The organism is Flammeovirga sp. SJP92 (assembly GCF_001583495.1).
Classification (GTDB): domain Bacteria; phylum Bacteroidota; class Bacteroidia; order Cytophagales; family Flammeovirgaceae; genus Flammeovirga.
In genome coordinates this window covers 121,453-138,410 of record NZ_LQAQ01000091.1, presented here as the reverse complement: position 1 = coordinate 138,410, position 16,958 = coordinate 121,453, and the positions used below count along the sequence as shown (strand labels likewise).

Genomic DNA, 16,958 nt, shown 5'->3' with positions numbered 1-16,958 from the left:
GGTTGGATTTCAGTTTATAATCAAATTGTTCTATTCCTACTATTCCTTATATAAATACTAATATAACATTCAAACTATCAAAAATCTCCCCTAGTTTCACCAAAAAACATTGAGATTTATGTATGTTTGCTACATATAAATTTTTAGACAAAAATACTTATGAAATTTTTTATAGACACCGCAAACCTTGAAGAAATCAAAGAAGCGTACTCAATGGGCGTTCTTGATGGTGTAACAACTAACCCATCGCTAATGGCAAAAGTTGGTGTGAAAGGAACAGAAGCTGTAAATGCTCACTACAAAGCAATCTGTGAGATTGTTGACGGTGACGTAAGTGCTGAGGTACTTTCTACAACTTATGAAGAGATGATCAAGGAAGGAGAAGTTTTAGCGGCAATTGACCCTAAAATTGTAGTGAAGGTTCCAATGATTGAAGACGGTTTGAAAGCTATTAAATATTTTTCAAGCAAAGGTATTGATACAAACTGTACTTTAATTTTCTCAGCAGGTCAAGCATTATTGGCAGCTAAAGCAGGTGCAACTTACGTTTCTCCATTTATTGGTAGATTGGATGATGTTTCTACAGACGGTTTACAATTGGTAGAAGACATCGTAACTATTTTTGAAAACTATGGTTTCGGTACTCAAGTTTTAGCGGCTTCAGTAAGACACCCTATGCACATCTTGGATTGTGCTAAGTTAGGTGCTGATGTTGCAACTTGTCCTTTAAATGCAATCAAAGCATTATTGAACCACCCATTGACTGATAAAGGTTTGGCTCAATTTATCAAGGATGCTAAGAAAATGGAAGAATAGGAAACTTTTCTTTCTTGAATAGGTTACAATTATCTCATAGGAGGTAATCTATATAGATGGGGACATTGCTGAATACAATGTCCCTACGTTGTACAATGCCTTTTGTGGAAAACGGCGTATATAAGTTCTAAGAGAATCATTATTACATGTATATTATTAAAGTAAAAGGCAAAGCCAAAATTCCGAACTACATTCAACTTAGAGACGAAGATTTCGTCTTGATAGCTTATTTTAGAGCAGATAGACCTTTAACTAAACTTGAAAAGTATGGTCTTGAAGGAAAAGAAGAAGCTCTAAAAGCAGTGATAGAACAACTACCTTTTGGTAAAATTCAAAAACTAGAAATCTAAAAATGGATCAAATTGTAACAATTCGAGATGTCAAAGTCACTTTTGAGGGTGCTGTCATTCTTAAAAATATCAACTTCGATATCGCGAGAGGTGAGTTTATATATTTATTGGGAACAACAGGTAGTGGTAAATCTACTTTGTTGCGTCTTTTATATGCTGATCTTTACCCCACAGCGGGTGTTGTTAGAGTCAATGACTTCCAAGTAAATGATCTCAATAAGAAAGATATACCTTTCTTGAGAAGATCCGTTGGTGTCATTTTCCAAGACTTTGAACTTCTTACGGACAGATCTGTAGAAGAAAACCTTCTCTTTGTGATGAAAGCTACAGGTTGGAAGAGTCAACAGAAAATGAATAACAAGGTAGATGAACTTCTTGAAAAGGTAAACCTTCCTAAATTGACTAAAGAAAAAATGCCTCATCAACTGTCTGGTGGAGAACAGCAGAGAGTTGCCATTGCAAGGGCATTAGTCAATGACCCAGACTTGATTATAGCAGACGAACCTACGGGAAATTTAGACCCGAAAGTATCACGTGCTATTCTCGACTTATTTAAAGAAATAAATGAAAGTGGAACCAGTATCATAATGGCAACTCATCAGCATTCATTTTTAAGGCTCAATCCAGAGCGAGCTTTGATATGCGAAGAGGGGAACATTAAGGATATCTCAAAAGAGCAGGTTCAACAAAAACTTGACTTAACTTAAATCCTAAACATGAGTAAAAGTAAGCTTCAAGCTATCGTACAAAAGAAATGCCCTCAATGCAGAGAAGGTAATCTTTTTACAAATTCAGCTTTATCTCTCAAATTCAATCAAATTAATCACAGATGTACAAAATGTAATGCCAACCTTGAACCTGAGACAGGTTTCTATATAGGAGCAATGTATGTGAGCTATGGAATTAATGTAGCTCTTATGTTTGTGATGCTTGTAATTACAGCAGTATTAATTAAACCTGAAGATACAATCACCTATATCATCATGGCAGTAATACCTATGATTGTATTACTACCGTTTACATTCAGATTATCCAGGTCTATTTATCTTCATTTATTTGGAGGTATAGATTATAAGGGAAATTAAAAAATGCTCCACTGTAGCTTTGACTACAATGGAGCATTTTTCTTTTTGGAAGAATTTGATTAAGGTATCTTTTTCTTTTTTACTCTTTTATAAGGTTCTTCTTTTTCCTTAACGGTCAAAGAACCTTTTACTTTGTTATTACCCATTGAAACACTTACAGTATACTGACCAGGTTTAAGATAATTGATTTTATTGTCCGTCTCTTTTAATTCAATATTTAGCGCTTTCTCAAATACTTTTTTATTTTTAGTATCAATAGAAAGATTGTAATCAATATAATTAAAACCTTTTTCTACATCAATTGAGAACGTTTTTAAAATCTTATCTCCCAACAAGATATTGATCGTAATAGTCCCTTCGGACTTGTTGTAAATAGGAATCTGAACTTTACTTTCTATAGGTTCTCCCCATTCAAAATAACCTTCAATCATTCCCCATTTTGAGTTTTCTGTAACCTCATTAATCGAAAATACTTTTAATGGTGTTTCAAAGTCAGATTTTTTGAAAGTTTGACTAATGGAAAGGTCTCCAACATAGATTGCTCTACCATGAGTCCCTACTACAATTTCATTTTCTCTTGGGTGAACTACCAAATCATGAACTGCAACATTTGGAAGGTTCCCTAAAATCATAAAAGATGTTCCTTTATCATATGAAGCATAAAGTCCATTGTCAGTCCCTATATAAAGTATATCTTCATTATTTGGATCTTCCTTTACCACGTTAATAGGTTCGAGTGGTAAATCTGTGCCTAACTTTTTCCAAGTTTTTCCTCTGTCATTTGAAGAATAGAGATAAGCATTAAAATCATCGTTCCTGTAACCGTTTAAAGAAACAATAACGGTATTTAAATCATATTTTGACGCAATGACTCTACTAACCCACAAACCTTCAGGCAAACCATTTGAAATATCTTTCCAACTAGCTCCAACATCTTCAGAAACGAATATTTTACCATCATCAGAACCTGTATAAATCAAACCAAATTGAATAGGAGACTCTGAAATTGTAGTTAGAGTTCCATAAGGTACATTTCCTTTTATTCCCTTGTTCGTTAAATCATCTGAAAGTGCTTCAAATTCTTCCCCTTTATTCATTGATCTATGAAAACGATTTGATCCAAAATAGATAATATCTTCATTATGACTTGATACCTGAAGAGGTGATTGCCAGTTCCAGCGTAGAGGTTTCTCACTTAAATCATGTTTTGGTGTGATATATTTTTCAACGCCTTTCTTCGTGTTAATTCTATAGTAATTACCGAATTGATAACCTGTGTAAACAGTTTCATTATCTCTTGTATCAACACCGATTTGCATACCATCACCACCCATGATTTCTTGGAAAGGATATTTCCCTGAGTTCTGCCATCCTCTATCAATTTTTGATTTAGAAGAACCTACCCAAACGCCATTATCCTGAAGACCGCCATAGATATTATAAGGTTCTGCCATATCCACGTTTACAGCGTAGAATTGTCCCACAGGAATTGAGTTCGCTTTGAAATAAGTATCACCTCCATCATAAGAGATATTGATGCCTCCGTCATTTCCTAAAACAATGTGTTCTTGATTTTTAGGATTAATCCATAAAGCATGATGATCAACGTGAACGTTAGGATCTCCCTTGTCTTTCCAAGTTTTACCGCCATCCGTTGATTTTAATACTGGAACACCAAGAATGTATAACGTTTGATCATCTTGAGGACTCACACGGATATTTCCAAAATAGTAACCAAATGTATATACCACTCTATCTAAATGATTGCTGTGTGTCTTTTTCCAAGTCTTGCCTCCATCTTTAGATTGATACACCTCTGCACCTTTTATCTCTGTATTAAATAGATCATCTTCAGCGTCACCCAAGTAGTCCACAAGTGCAATTGGTTTATATTTCCCTTTTTTAATGTCTTTTTTTATGGACTTAGAAGTATATGCCTTAGGAAAATTATAATGGTCTAAATACCTGTCTATATTTTCGTCTGCTTGGGCAAGAAAATCTTCAGAAGAGATACTTTTCAATTGTTCTCTTGTTAGCGGTAGTTTTTCCTTATCTTTCTGCTTTTCTTTTGGATCTTGATTATCCAAATAGGCATATAATAAGTCAGAATTCTGACTTGAAATTGCTAAGCCAATTCTTCCAACACCTTCAGAGGAAGGAAAACCTGATTTTTCATTTGTAATTCTTTTCCAAGTAGTTCCTCCATCAATGGATTTATAAATGCCAGATTCTTTACCTGATGCTTTAAAGTTCCAAGCTTTACGTGTTCTTTCCCAAGCTGATGCATACAAAATATCAGGATTTTTAGGATCAATAATTAAATCAATTACGCCTGTACTATCTGAAATAAATAGTGTTTTATCCCAAGTAACTCCACCATCTGTTGATTTATAAACACCTCGGTTTTCATCTTTAGAATATAAATTTCCGATGGAAGCTACCCATAATGTATTTTCACTTTTAGGGTGTAAAACAATTCTACCAATGTGCTGTGTGTTTTCTAAACCAGCATGTTCCCAAGTTTTACCATTATCTTCCGATTTGTAAACTCCAAGACCTGCATAACTAGAACGGCTCGAGTTGTTTTCTCCAGTACCTACCCAAATTGTTTTCTTATCCGAATTCCAATTTACCACCACGTCACCAATTGTCATAGTAGCCTCATGATCAAAAATAGGAGAGAAGTCTACTCCTGAAGTGATAGAATGCCATAAACCACTTGAAGCATAAGCCACATAAAACTCATTAGGATTTTGAGGGTTTACATCAAGGTCAGTTACACGACCACTCATCACCGTTGGGCCTACATTCCTAAATGGGATATTTTTTAAATAGGAGTTTTTGTTGAGCTTTTGATGTTTTTCGAATTCAGGAAGTCTGCTCTTGTTTGTTTCTTGAGCATTTGTTGTAAAAGAAGAGGCTAATGCAACAAACAAACTCAGAAGTAAACTTTGAGTATAAGTTTTTTTCATGTTGAATATTTAAATTGAATTGATATAAGTTAAATATAATAGAATGTTATAAAAGTTCAATTCATAATTTGTAGCATATTATAACTGTGTGCGATCTTTGAAATGATAGGTGATGCCCAGTATTAAATTAAACTGAAGATAAGTAGTGCTTGTATTTGTTTTTCGATCAAATATCTCAGAATAAGGTCTTGCTGTAAGGTTTGTTATTTGTGTGTCATTTTCAGAAAAACCCATATCACAAACCAATCCCGCTATAATATTAAACCTTGGTCCAAACCATTCAAAGCCAGCCGATACATGATACAAATCCCAATAGTCAAAAGACAACCTATTATCTTTAATAGGATCAATATTTTCTAAATCCAAAAAATTGAAATCAGTTCGAAAACCTGTTAAAATATTGACATCTTCTACTATTCTATGTTTTACACCTACAGCGATGTTTGTAATTGGTTTATTAGCGACAAAATATTGACTAAAAGAATCATCATTTGAAGTGAAGATGGAGTTTTCAGGCTTTAATTCTAAGATTCCATATTTTTTTACTCCACTGAAAAAACCAATCCTTGCTGAATATTCTGTTTTCCTTGTTGTATATCCTAAATTCAGTTCAGCTGTAATTGGTAATTTATAGTTCGAATAGACTTTCTCCTGATCACTTACTTCTTTTAATACTTCTCCGGTGGTATCTAAAGTTTCAATCACTCTTCTTGAATTAGATTTAGATAAAAAGCGAAGATTGATATCGGGAGTTTCAAAGTTAAAACCAATGTTCAGTTTTTCATTATAATGCCATGCAATTCCTATTTTCCATAATAAAGAAACTTGATTAAATCTGAGATTTTTATAATCGTTACTATAGTTTGTTATAGTGTTGTCTCGTACCCAAGTTTCATTGGTTATATTTGTCAATTCTGAACCTTTTATATCGATAAAGTGGGTGATACCAATACCAATGGACTCGCTCAATCTGTACGTTGTTCCTATTGCAATTCTATCATTTCTTAATTGGCTTTTATAATTAAAATAGCCTTCGTAATAATCATTAGTATTTGGTATTTGTCCTTGGTTAGAACTTGTATATTCGCTTTTATTATTCAATAAATTAATGATGGCATAAGTAACCTTAAAATGCCTTTTCTTTAAATTGAACGCCGTTCCTGAAATCATCTGAGGTTTAGTTTCAAATTGATTTCCTTTTAAGTCAATCCCCTGACCAGCACCATTTTTAATATTAAAAAAAGTATAACTCAAAAGGTCTGACGTAAAAGAAACATTAGGAGTTTCTGTAAATGCTAATGATCCAGGGTTATAGTAAATGGCACTATTGTCAGTGGCACCAGAAGCTAGAGAACCACCAAGCAAATTACCATTTGCACCTTGTTGTTGTTGCCAATAAAAATTTCCTTGAGCAAAAGTAGGAGTGATTGAAGCGAACAATAGAAAGAAAATAAAGATTGAATAGAGTTGGATCATGTCTTAAAAATAGACGAAAAAGAACAGAAAAAAAAGCCATCATTTCTGATGGCTTTTCTGAAAGAATTTCTTTCAAATATTATTTTGTTGGATAAGGTCTTGCAACAGCACCAGTATAAACCTGACGAGGACGAGAAATTGGTTGTCCTAAGTTTCTTGACTCTTTCCATTGTGCAATCCAACCTGGAAGACGACCTAAAGCAAATAGTACTGTAAACATCTCTGTTGGGAAGCCCATTGCTTTGTAAATAATTCCAGAATAGAAATCCACGTTCGGATATAATTTTCTTTGTTGGAAATATTCGTCATTCAATGCTTTTTCCTCTAAACCTTTAGCGATTTCAAGAAGAGGGTCATTGATACCTAATTTATCAAGTACAGCATCTGCGTGCTTCTTGATGATTTTCGCTCTTGGATCAAAGTTTTTGTAAACTCTATGACCGAATCCCATTAAACGGAACGGATCATTTGGATCTTTAGCTTTTGCGATAAATTTATCTACATCTCCACCATTAGCGTGGATGTCTTCTAACATCTCAATTACTGCTTGGTTAGCTCCACCGTGAAGAGGACCCCAAAGAGCGTTGATACCTGCTGCAATTGCAACATATAAAGACGCTTGAGAAGAACCTACAACTCTTACTGTAGCTGCAGAACAGTTTTGCTCGTGATCTGCGTGTAAGATTAATAATTTGTCTAATGCATCTACTAATACTGGATCGATATCATAATCTTCAACAGGTAAGCCGAACATCATTTTCATGAAGTTTTCAATATAGCTTAACTTGTTTTCAGGATACATTAGAGGATGCCCAATGCTTTTCTTGTATACCCATGAAGCTAACGTAGGAAGCTTAGCAATCAATCTATGAATTGTTAAGTCAACCATTTTGTGATCTCTGTTAGGATCTAATGATTCAGGGTGGAAAGCTGTTAATGAAGTTACCAATGAAGATAAAACTCCCATAGGGTGAGCATCTGCTGGGAAACCATCAAAGATCTTTCTTACATTTTCGTGAACTAATGTGTGGCGAGAAATGTCTGTTTTGAACTTGTCGAATTCTTGGGCAGTGGGTAATTCTCCGTTGATCAATAAGTATGCAACTTCTGAGAAAGTAGAATGCTCACAAAGGTCTTCAATAGAATATCCTCTATATCTTAAGATACCTTTCTCTCCATCAAGGAAAGTAATGTCACTTGTTGTAGAACCTGTATTTTTGAATCCTACATCCAAAGTGATTAATCCACTCTGAGCACGAAGCTTACTGATGTCAACACCAATTTCGTCTTCTGAACCTTTGATAACTGGTAAGTCATAAGTGTTACCAGCATATGTTAATTGCGCTGTCTTTTCATCCATGTTTTTGTCGGAATTTGTTTGAGGTTTGTTGTGGTCAAGTTCTACTTCTTGCATAACTAAAAAGTGTTAATTATTCTTTATTTTCGCACGTGTTTCATTCCAAAACTAATTGCTACTCGTTTTGAATGCCTAAATATATTTCAGAAATTACGTTTTTGCAAAAAAACAGGGGTAATTCACAACAGATATGCGCTAAATACGCTAAAAATCAGAAGAATTTATTTTTTTTATATTTAAATGACATTAATCATTAAAAAATGGTAATTTGAACTAAAATCAACCTAAAAAAAATAAAAACGTAAAATTCTTTGATCTTTATTTAAGTTTGTAATAAGTTGTTTCGCGCGGGAGATATACCATTTATCATTCTGTTGTTTTTAAGAATTAATAGAGATTATTATTTATATATATGACTAAGAATTTACTGATTGTCGAATCGCCAGCAAAAGCCAAGACTATAGAGAAGTATTTAGGTGGTGATTATACGGTAAGATCAAGCTATGGTCATGTTCGAGATTTGAAGAAAGGAAATGATGCCATCGATGTAGAACATGATTTTAACCCAACCTATGAGATTTCTTCTGATAAGAAGGATGTAATTAGAGAATTAAAGAAATTATCCAAGGAAGCTGAAATGGTATGGTTAGCGACCGATGATGACCGCGAAGGAGAGGCTATTTCTTGGCACCTTAAAGAGACCCTTAAATTAAAAGAAGCTGATACTAAACGAATAGTTTTTAGAGAGATTACTAAAACGGCCATTAAAGCCGCTATCCAAGCTCCTAGAACTATTGATATTGATCTGGTCAATGCTCAACAAGCCAGAAGGATCTTGGACCGATTGGTGGGTTTTGAACTTTCTCCAGTTTTATGGAAGAAAATCCAAAGAGGTTTATCAGCTGGGCGTGTACAAAGTGTAGCTGCTCGATTAGTGGTAGAGAGAGAAAGAGAGATTGAAGCATTTAAGGCGAAAGATTACTTCAGAGTAGTGGCCTCATTTGATTTGGGTAATAATAAGGCATTAGAAGCTGAATTATCAACCAAATTCAACACTAAAGATGAGGCGGAGCAATTCTTAAATGACTGTTTAGGTGCTGATTTCAAAATCAATGATATCAAGACCAGACCAGGTAAGAAAACACCGGCACCTCCATTTACAACTTCTACACTTCAACAAGAAGCAAGTAGAAAATTAGGTTATTCTGTAGCATCAACTATGTCCATTGCTCAAAAATTATATGAAGCGGGACATATTACATATATGCGTACCGACTCCTTAAACCTTTCAGAAGAAGCAATTCAATCAGCTACGAATGAAATTGCAACGGTGTATGGAGAGGATTACGTACAAGTAAGGCATTTTAAAACTTCTAATAAAGGAGCTCAAGAGGCTCACGAAGCTATTCGTCCTACCAACTTCAATAATCACAAACTTGATCTTTCTGACAACAGAGAGGCAAGGTTATATGATTTGATCTGGAAAAGAGCTGTAGCTTCTCAAATGGCGGATGCTAAATTAGAGAGAACGACTGCTGAAATCACAACCGCTAAAAGAACTGAAAAGTTTGTAGCAAAGGGCGAGGTTATCATTTTTGAAGGTTTCTTAAAAGCTTATATCGAATCAAATGATGATGATCATGAAGAGGATGAAGAGACAAAGGGTATGCTTCCTCCATTGTCTGTTGGACAGGATATGCCTTTAAATGTGATGTCTGCTACTCAACGTTTCTCAAGACCTCCTGCAAGATATACAGAAGCTAGTCTTGTGAAAATGTTAGAAGAAAAAGGTATTGGGCGTCCATCTACATATGCTCCCACAATTTCTACAATCCAAAAAAGAGAGTATGTAATAAAGGAAGCAAGAGATGGTAAAGAAAGAAACTACACTCAATTTGTATTAGAGAATGGTGCTGTAACAGAGAAGAACCTTACTGAAGTATATGGCACTGAAAAAGGAAAATTGTTCCCAACCAACATGGGTATGGTCGTAAATGATTTCCTTGTGAAACACTTCACTAACGTTATTGATTATTCTTTCACAGCAAAAGTAGAAGAACAGTTTGATGAGATTGCTCACGGTAATTTGGAGTGGCAGTCAATGCTAGGTGAATTCTACAAACCTTTCCATCATACAGTTGTTGATACAGAAGAAAATGCTGACAGAGCAGAAGCTCACGCAGAGAAAGAATTGGGAGTTGATCCTGCAACGGGGAAGAAGGTCCTTGTTCGTTTAGGTCGTTTTGGTCCTATTGCTCAGATTGGGGAGCAGGATGATGAAGAAAAGAAGTTCGCTTCATTACGTAAAGGTCAATACTTAGAGACAATTACTTTAGAAGAAGCACTTGAATTATTCAAACTGCCAAGAACATTAGGTAAATTTGAAGATAAAGTAGTTGTAGTGGCAATTGGCCGTTTTGGTCCTTACATCCGTCATGATGGTAAATTTGTTTCTCTAGGTAAGGAATATGCACCTGAAACAGTTGAATTGGACACAGCTATTGAGCTTATCCTTGCAAAAAGAAAAGCTGATGCTGAAAAATTAATCAAGGTATTTGAAGAAGAAGAAAACCTTCAGATCCTTAATGGAAGATGGGGGCCTTATATTTCTTATAACAAGGCTAATATCAAAATTCCTAAAGAATTAAAAGAAAAGGCAAAGGAATTAACCTATGAAGAGGTGAAGAAAATCATAGAAGAAGCTCCTGAACCTAAAACACGTGGTAAAAAAACAGCAGCGACTAAAAAAGAACCTGCTAAGAAGGCTACTGCAGCCAAAAAAACAACCGCAGCAAAGAAAACTACTGCAAAAAAGACCACTACTAGGAAAAAGACAACCACAAAAAAATCATAATTAGACGATTTTTATTTTGGAGTTCGATTAAAAAACAGGTCAAAATTTGGCCTCATTTCTAATCGAACTCTTTTTTTTCGCTATTTTTCAATTAAAAATGTTAAGAAAAATGCATTACATAGACGTGTATTCGCGTAAGCAAATTAGACTTTACATTTATTTTAATTAGAATTGTATTACCAAACGAGCATGATGCTAGTCATTGTGTTTTTTTTAAGTAGCAATACGTAAACAAACTTGTGCACCCAACGGGTCAATTGTCATGAACATTCACGAATACCAAGCAAAAAGCATCCTTAAGGAATACGGAGTAAAAGTTCCAGCAGGATATGTAGCAGAAACTCCTGAAGAAGCTGTGGAGGCTGCAAAAAAACTTACTGAAGAAACAGGCACCAATTTCTGGGTGGTTAAAGCTCAAATTCATGCGGGTGGCCGTGGTAAAGGCGGTGGAGTAAAAGTTGCTAAAAGTATGGATGATGTAAAAACGCTTTCAGAGCAAATCATCGGTATGCAATTAGTAACACCTCAAACAGGACCTGAAGGTAAGAAGGTTAACAAAATCATGGTTCAACAGGATGTATACTACCCTGGCGAATCAGAAATCAAAGAATATTATATGTCTGTATTGCTTGACAGAGCTACAGGTAAAAATATGATCATGTACTCTACAGAGGGTGGTATGGATATTGAAGAAGTAGCGGAGAAAACTCCTGAACTTATTTTCAAAGAAGAAATCGATCCAGCTGTAGGTATCCAAGGTTTCCAAGCGAGAAGAGTTGCTTTTAACTTAGGAACATCAGGTAAGTCTTTCAAAGAGATGACAAAATTTGTTACTGCTCTTTATAACGCTTACGTTGAAACAGACTCTGAAATGTTTGAAATCAACCCTGTTTTCAAAACATCAGATGATCAAGTAATGGCTGTAGATGCTAAAGTGGGTATCGATGATAACGCTTTATACCGTCACACAGACATCGCTGCAATGCGTGACATCACTGAAGAAGATCCTACAGAAGTTGAAGCGGGAGAATCAGGTCTTAACTATGTAAAACTAGACGGTAACGTAGGTTGTATGGTTAACGGTGCTGGTTTAGCAATGGCAACAATGGATATGATTAAGCTTTCTGGTGGTGACCCTGCTAACTTCCTTGACGTTGGAGGTGGAGCAAACGCTACTACTGTAGAGGCTGGATTTAGAATCATCCTTAAAGATCCTAACGTAAAAGCGATCCTTATCAACGTATTTGGTGGTATCGTTCGTTGTGATCGTGTAGCCAACGGTGTTGTTGAAGCTTACAAAAACATTGGTGATATTCAAGTTCCAATCATTGTACGTCTTCAAGGTACTAACGCTGAGGAAGGTGCTAAAATCATTGACGAGTCAGGATTAAAAGTAACTTCAGCGATTACATTAAAAGAAGCTGCAGAAAAAGTAAAAGCTGCTTTAGCTTAATTGCTTTTTTTTAAAATAATTTCAACCCATCTGTTTTTCAGATGGGTTTTTTATTGTCTATTTTTGAGGCATGAAGTATATATTAAAGCCTTTTTCTACCTTATACGATTACATTACTAGTATTCGAAACCAAAATTATGACAATGGCAGAAGCCGTGTTGTTTCTTTTACTTTACCTATTATTTGTGTAGGAAATTTATCTGTTGGAGGAACTGGGAAAACACCTTTTGTTGAGTTTTTGATTCAAAACTTTTCAAAGAAATATAAAGTTGGAATTTTGAGTAGAGGATATGGCAGAACGACCAAAGGACCAATATATGCTGATGAAATAGCAACTGCGAAAACGATTGGTGATGAACCTATGCAATACCATTCAAAGTATAATGATGTAGAAGTTGTTGTAGCTGAACAAAGGGTACTTGGAATGCCTTTTTTTATGAATTCTGACATAATTGTACTTGATGATGCTTTTCAGCATAGAGCGATTAATAGAGATTTGAATATTATGCTTTCCGATTTTAGTGCTCCTTTCTTTAATGATGATGTATTACCCTTAGGAAGATTGAGAGAAAATCGAAACGGAGCATCAAGAGCTGATATTATCATCTTCACGAAAGTCAAAAAAGCTCTTTCTAAAGAAGACATTCAACACTATGTTCAAGAAACACACAAATATGCTCCAAAGGCAAATGTGTTTTTCACTTCCATAAAGTATGGTGAATTGTACCCAATTAATGAAACTTCAAAAAAAGGAATTAATGAAAAGGAAGTTTATGTAATGACAAGTATTGCTAAACCAGAACCTATGCTTGAATACATTGACAAACAACTTCAACGTGAAGTGGTTAGGCATTTTAAATTTCGAGATCACTATTCTTTCACTGAAAAAACAATTCAGAGAATTGAGAATGAAATAGGGAAAAATAAAGTAGTCATGGTTTCGGAAAAAGATGCTGTAAAACTGAGACCACTATTGAGAAATTCTTCACTGCAATTTATTGTACTCCCAATTCTCCCAGAAGTATTAGAAGGACAAAAAGATCAGCTATTGGCTCTTATTGAAAATGCTTTATCAAAAGAAGAATAATCTACCCACTTATCTTTTTCCCAAATATAAGTCTCCATCGCTGAGAACTTCTTTTTATAATCATAAAAGGAAGGGACGTCATAGCAATAACCATGGTAGTAGTAATCACAATTCATTTGTTTTGCATACATTATTTCTACTAGCATAGTAAAAATACCTAAACTGTAACTTTTATAGTCTGGATTAAACATGCCATAGATACTTGATAATGCATTTTCACCAATTCCAAAATAACTTACAGCAATTAGTCGATCTTCATCAAATACTCTTAAATCTAAAATAGTTGTAGGCGTACTTGATGTTTTCTCTTTCGAGAGAAAGTCAAAAATACTTTGAGGGACATTATCTTTAAACTTCTCTTTATGAATGTGAAATAGTTTTTGTGAAACTTCATCTATGTCTACTTTTTGTATGCTAAGCTGAAAGCTTTCACATTTACGTAAAATTTTACGTTGTGATTTCGAGGGCATAAAATCATTCACTCTTAAACGTAAAGGTAATACGTTACAGACTTTATCATCATGAATACTAATATTGTATCTAAAAAAGTTTGGACCGAAATGTCTCCATCCTTTAGCTAATAAGTAATCATATTGTGAAGGAGAGACCCATGTTCTTGAAAACTCGTCCAGTATATAGTTCATTGATTGACAATTTATAACCTTAATACAGGTAAAGAAGATTAATTTAAATATTAAAGCTACAAATAATTTCAAAATAAAAGGAGTCTAACTCGATTCTTTCATCAAGTCCCTCTCTCGTTTCATGATTCGGCTTAATGTTTCTGGCTTCATTCTTAAATAGGAGGCAATATATTTTTTTGGAACATGCTGGAAAAGTTGAGGACTTCTTTTCATTACTCTTTCAAACCGTTTCAATGGAGAAGTGGTTAACAGGTCTATTTCTCTTTCAACTTGCTGTTTAAAATAATTTTGTAAATACAAGTTATACTCCTTCTGAAATTCATCACAAGAATTAATAATCTCAAAAAAGTGTTTTTTATGTATTTTCTTCACCTCAGAGCTTCTGATACATTCAATGGTAAATAATGAAGGACTCTCATCAAAAAAAGAAGGAATAGAAGCTAGAATTGAGTTTTTATAACCAAAACGTATGGTGTGTTCCTCTTCATTGTTATCCTCAAAATAAGTAACCCTTACTGCTCCGCTCAAAACAATATAAATGTGTTTTTCTACCTCACCAACTCTAATCAATAAATCTCCTCTGGAAAGATTCTTCAGTTCTGAAATATTTTCATTAGCATGAATGAGAGCGTGAAATAGGGAATCCATAGTAATTGATGTATTGAAATCATCAAAAGATTAAAAGTTAAAATGAATACTGAATGTATACCTTATCAACAAAATCAAATTGATGCTTTATTTTAGATAGATTTAATTCAAAAGCTAGTCAAAAACAAAGAAAAAACCTTATTTTCGCAATCTAACACTTACAAAAATACAATGATCAAATATTTAATCCTGCCTTTTTTACTTGTTTATACATTGCAAGTGCAAGCACAACAAACAAATTATTCTTTTGAAGGTTTAATCAATACAGAGCTGAAAGTCAGACTACGTTTTTCCGTAGAAGATAAAAAAGCGGAAGGCTACTGTATTTACATGGATACAAAAGATAAGAAAACATTGACTGGTGAATTTACTGAAGACGGCACACTCACATTAAGACAAAGTGATGGAGAACGATTTGAAGGAAAAGTAATTGCCAATTACATGTATAAAGGAGAGTTTTTTAATAAAGAAAATGTAGATCAAGGAACTTTCTTATTTTCTAAGATTGAAACACCTATTGCTGAAGATGAAGCAATCTTATCCAATGCGACTCCTAAAACAACAAATTCCGAAACAACTGCAACAAAGAAGTCTTTAACGGAAACAGAAATCTCTGATATATTAGACCGATACATCAAAGAATATAAAGAGTGCTATCAAAAAGGAATAGATCCTATGAAATGCCGTCAATATACTTCAAGAGCTATTACTGAGATTTTTAATGTTGATGATTTTAAAGATCCTTATGTTGGCGGAAGCTTTTTGACAATGACTGAAGCCTATGATAAAATTGCTGCAGATTCAAACTGGAAAATGTTGGGAGAAGCAAGTGATAAAGGTACTTTAGCTCAAGCTATTGAGAAAGCTAATAATGATGAGTTAGTTGTTGTAGCTTATGCTTTTAAAGGATTTATCCAACTTTCATTCATCAGAAAAGGGGAAGGAAAAATGTCATCAAAATGGGGTACAAAAGTACCAGAAGTTGCCATCTTCTTCAACAACGATCCGAATAAGTCCTATTCTTCTAAAGGATTGAACTATTTATGGAGAGACGCTTCCAATATCGAAATTTGGATAAAAAAATAGTGTTTTTTGATGTTTGATTTAGTATATTAAGGTTGACCAATTAGAGTATATATAATATCAATTAACCGAAGTACACTGAAATGAAAACGTCAAAAGAAAAGATACTATCATTCTTACAATCTAAAATCAAAGAATCTAAAGAAAGTACACAAACCAATTTTAACAATGTTGTAAGGCTAATGCATCAGCCTTACCTCAATGAAGGCATTGGAAAAGGAAGTATTTTTGAAACGGAGAGCTCTTTATTTGTTGTTGGAGTGAAACTACCTGCACTGAAATATGAAGGTAAGAATATCATTGGCCTAACAACCGACTCGCCATTTTATCGTTTTTTCAAAAACAAAAAAGATGGTGATGAAGTGAAGTTTGGGAATGATATTGAGCATATAAAAATTATATAAACAGATAAGCATCTATCCTTTAAAAGGGTAGATGCTTTTGTTTTAACATAAATTTAAATTCTTTTTATATTATTGCCTAACTGTTGCACATTATTAATTTCTAAATTTGTTGTGATGAATAATGCTAAACAGTACATATCATTTTTTATATTATTAATCTATTCGATTGGAGTAGCTCATACTTTTATTGAACATTCAGATTTTGATATACAATGCTCAGCAGAGCAGAAGGGCTGTTGCGTTAAAAATGATAGTCAGGACCATAAGTCATATAACTTTACCAATCATTCAGAATTAGATTTGTATGATTTGTTAGCATGCCTTTTAGGTCACATTAATCATTCTGCCGTGGTAGATACAAAGATCTCTACCGACAATGAAATGATCTTGAAAGCTCCCAAAGTGATTCGAGAAGCCATCGCTTTTTATGTCATTTGGAGTATCCCCAAAACTTTTACAGAAACCATTTCACATTTTGTTGATGATGATATTTCTGTAAAATCACTCCTCTACATTACCAGCTCCGGTAAACGCGGACCTCCTGTATTACTTTAATTTCTTTTTTTGATATACAATATTAAGCTTCTCTGAAAAGATTAGCCTTTGTTGCTATATCTAATTTTTTTCTCCTAATCAGGTTTTCAAAAATAAGTGCTAAAATAGAAGGAAACTGTAATAATATTTAGGTTTAAAAGTAGTCCAATGAATAGACCTCTAATAAAACATAAG

15 protein-coding genes are annotated in these 16,958 nt (G+C 34.1%); 10 read left to right on the top strand and 5 right to left on the bottom strand.

Features of this window, described 5'->3' with window-relative positions; translation table 11 throughout:
• Window positions 1-159: 159 nt before the first annotated feature.
• The 4 genes from fsa to AVL50_RS20455 all read left to right on the top strand — a co-directional run bounded on the left by fsa (window position 160) and on the right by AVL50_RS20455 (window position 2,251).
• On the top strand, window positions 160-816 hold the full coding sequence (gene fsa / locus AVL50_RS20470; RefSeq protein ID WP_062618343.1) for a fructose-6-phosphate aldolase: 657 nt from the start codon (window positions 160-162) through the stop codon (window positions 814-816).
• A gap of 146 nt (window positions 817-962) precedes the next feature.
• Entirely contained in the window at window positions 963-1,166 is a 204-nt protein-coding gene (locus AVL50_RS20465) for a hypothetical protein (RefSeq protein WP_044204043.1), read from the top strand.
• A 2-nt stretch (window positions 1,167-1,168) separates the two neighbouring features.
• A complete protein-coding gene (locus tag AVL50_RS20460; protein WP_062618342.1) occupies window positions 1,169-1,873 on the top strand; it encodes a cell division ATP-binding protein FtsE in 705 nt (234 codons plus the stop codon).
• Window positions 1,874-1,882: 9 nt separating this feature from the next.
• The gene (locus AVL50_RS20455; RefSeq protein ID WP_062618341.1) at window positions 1,883-2,251 is read left to right on the top strand and encodes a DUF983 domain-containing protein; all 369 of its coding nucleotides are present in this window, start codon (window positions 1,883-1,885) and stop codon (window positions 2,249-2,251) included.
• A 59-nt stretch (window positions 2,252-2,310) separates the two neighbouring features.
• Here the strand turns inward: AVL50_RS20455 and AVL50_RS20450 are convergent, their stop codons facing one another.
• The 3 genes from AVL50_RS20450 to AVL50_RS20440 form a co-directional block, all read right to left on the bottom strand.
• Window positions 2,311-5,223: a glycosyl hydrolase gene (locus tag AVL50_RS20450; protein WP_062618340.1), complete on the bottom strand. Its 2,913-nt coding sequence runs from the start codon at window positions 5,221-5,223 to the stop codon at window positions 2,311-2,313.
• A 78-nt stretch (window positions 5,224-5,301) separates the two neighbouring features.
• Window positions 5,302-6,699 (bottom strand): hypothetical protein, encoded by a 1,398-nt coding sequence (locus tag AVL50_RS33410; protein WP_062618339.1) that lies wholly within the window; start codon window positions 6,697-6,699, stop codon window positions 5,302-5,304.
• Between the two features lie 79 nt (window positions 6,700-6,778).
• Window positions 6,779-8,059, bottom strand: coding sequence for a citrate synthase (locus AVL50_RS20440; RefSeq protein ID WP_062618364.1), 1,281 nt, complete (start codon window positions 8,057-8,059; stop codon window positions 6,779-6,781).
• Between the two features lie 409 nt (window positions 8,060-8,468).
• On the opposite strand from AVL50_RS20440, the gene topA reads away from it, so the two are divergent.
• From topA to lpxK, 3 genes are all read left to right on the top strand, one after another.
• Window positions 8,469-10,910, top strand: a complete 2,442-nt coding sequence (topA, locus tag AVL50_RS20435; RefSeq protein WP_062618338.1) for a type I DNA topoisomerase — start codon at window positions 8,469-8,471, stop codon at window positions 10,908-10,910.
• Between the two features lie 262 nt (window positions 10,911-11,172).
• Window positions 11,173-12,363 carry an ADP-forming succinate--CoA ligase subunit beta gene (gene sucC, locus AVL50_RS20430; protein ID WP_062618337.1) on the top strand — a complete coding sequence of 397 codons (1,191 nt, stop codon included), beginning with the start codon at window positions 11,173-11,175 and terminating at the stop codon, window positions 12,361-12,363.
• Window positions 12,364-12,433: 70 nt separating this feature from the next.
• Window positions 12,434-13,450 carry a tetraacyldisaccharide 4'-kinase gene (gene lpxK / locus AVL50_RS20425; protein ID WP_062618336.1) on the top strand — a complete coding sequence of 339 codons (1,017 nt, stop codon included), beginning with the start codon at window positions 12,434-12,436 and terminating at the stop codon, window positions 13,448-13,450.
• Here the strand turns inward: lpxK and AVL50_RS20420 are convergent.
• The gene (locus AVL50_RS20420) at window positions 13,405-14,094 is read right to left on the bottom strand and encodes a hypothetical protein (RefSeq protein ID WP_062618335.1); all 690 of its coding nucleotides are present in this window, start codon (window positions 14,092-14,094) and stop codon (window positions 13,405-13,407) included. The genes lpxK and AVL50_RS20420 overlap by 46 nt on opposite strands.
• A gap of 84 nt (window positions 14,095-14,178) precedes the next feature.
• On the bottom strand, window positions 14,179-14,742 hold the full coding sequence (locus AVL50_RS20415) for a Crp/Fnr family transcriptional regulator (RefSeq protein ID WP_062618334.1): 564 nt from the start codon (window positions 14,740-14,742) through the stop codon (window positions 14,179-14,181).
• Window positions 14,743-14,913: 171 nt separating this feature from the next.
• Between AVL50_RS20415 and AVL50_RS20410 the strand changes: the two genes are divergently transcribed.
• The 3 genes from AVL50_RS20410 (at window position 14,914) to AVL50_RS20400 (ending at window position 16,784) form a co-directional block, all read left to right on the top strand.
• Window positions 14,914-15,828, top strand: coding sequence for a hypothetical protein (locus AVL50_RS20410; RefSeq protein WP_062618333.1), 915 nt, complete (start codon window positions 14,914-14,916; stop codon window positions 15,826-15,828).
• 80 nt (window positions 15,829-15,908) lie between these two features.
• On the top strand, window positions 15,909-16,229 hold the full coding sequence (locus AVL50_RS20405) for a hypothetical protein (protein ID WP_062618332.1): 321 nt from the start codon (window positions 15,909-15,911) through the stop codon (window positions 16,227-16,229).
• A 114-nt stretch (window positions 16,230-16,343) separates the two neighbouring features.
• Window positions 16,344-16,784, top strand: a complete 441-nt coding sequence (locus AVL50_RS20400) for a hypothetical protein (protein ID WP_062618331.1) — start codon at window positions 16,344-16,346, stop codon at window positions 16,782-16,784.
• Window positions 16,785-16,958 lie beyond the last annotated feature (174 nt).